We start from the raw sequence: 562 nt of genomic DNA, 5'->3' as shown, positions 1-562 counted from the left end.
TCGGCCTGGGGTTGGTCGAAGAGTCCGGTGCCGCCGCAGACGCCGGTTTCGGGGAGGGTGAGTTCGACGCGGTCGGCGGCGTCGAGGTCGCCGGTGAGGGCGGCGGCGACGGAGCGGACCTGTTCGTAGCCGGTCATGGCCAGGAAGGTGGGGGCGCGGCCGTAGGACTTCATGCCCACCAGGTAGACGCCGGGTTCGGGGTGGGACAGTTCGCGGTGGCCGTGGGGGTAGACGGTGCCGCAGGAGTGGACGTTGGGGTCGATCAGCGGGGCCAGCGCCACGGGGGCCTGGAGGCGCTCGTCCAGGCCGAGGCGGAGCTCGGACAGGAAGGACAGGTCGGGGCGGAACCCGGTCAGGGCGATGATCTCGTCCACCGGGTCCAGGCGGCGGCCGTCCTCGGCCACCAGCACCAGGCGGCCGTCGCCGGTGCGCTCGACGGACTCGGTGCGGAAGCCGGTGACGGCGTCGGCGTACCCGCCGTCGACGGCGGCCTTGGCGGCCAGGCCCAGGGCGCCGCGGGCGGGGAGCTGGTCGGCCTCGCCGCCGCCGAACGTGGAGCCGG

General features: G+C 74.9%; 1 pseudogene. It reads right to left on the bottom strand.

The features are described from left to right. Positions 1-562 (bottom strand): annotated as a pseudogene (locus ACYVO2_RS37340) (flavoprotein); the annotation flags it as partial.

It is taken from the genome of Streptomyces capparidis, from assembly GCF_054782095.1.
The sequence above is the reverse complement of the archived record's forward strand: the minus strand, read 5'-3'. Positions and strand labels throughout refer to the sequence as shown.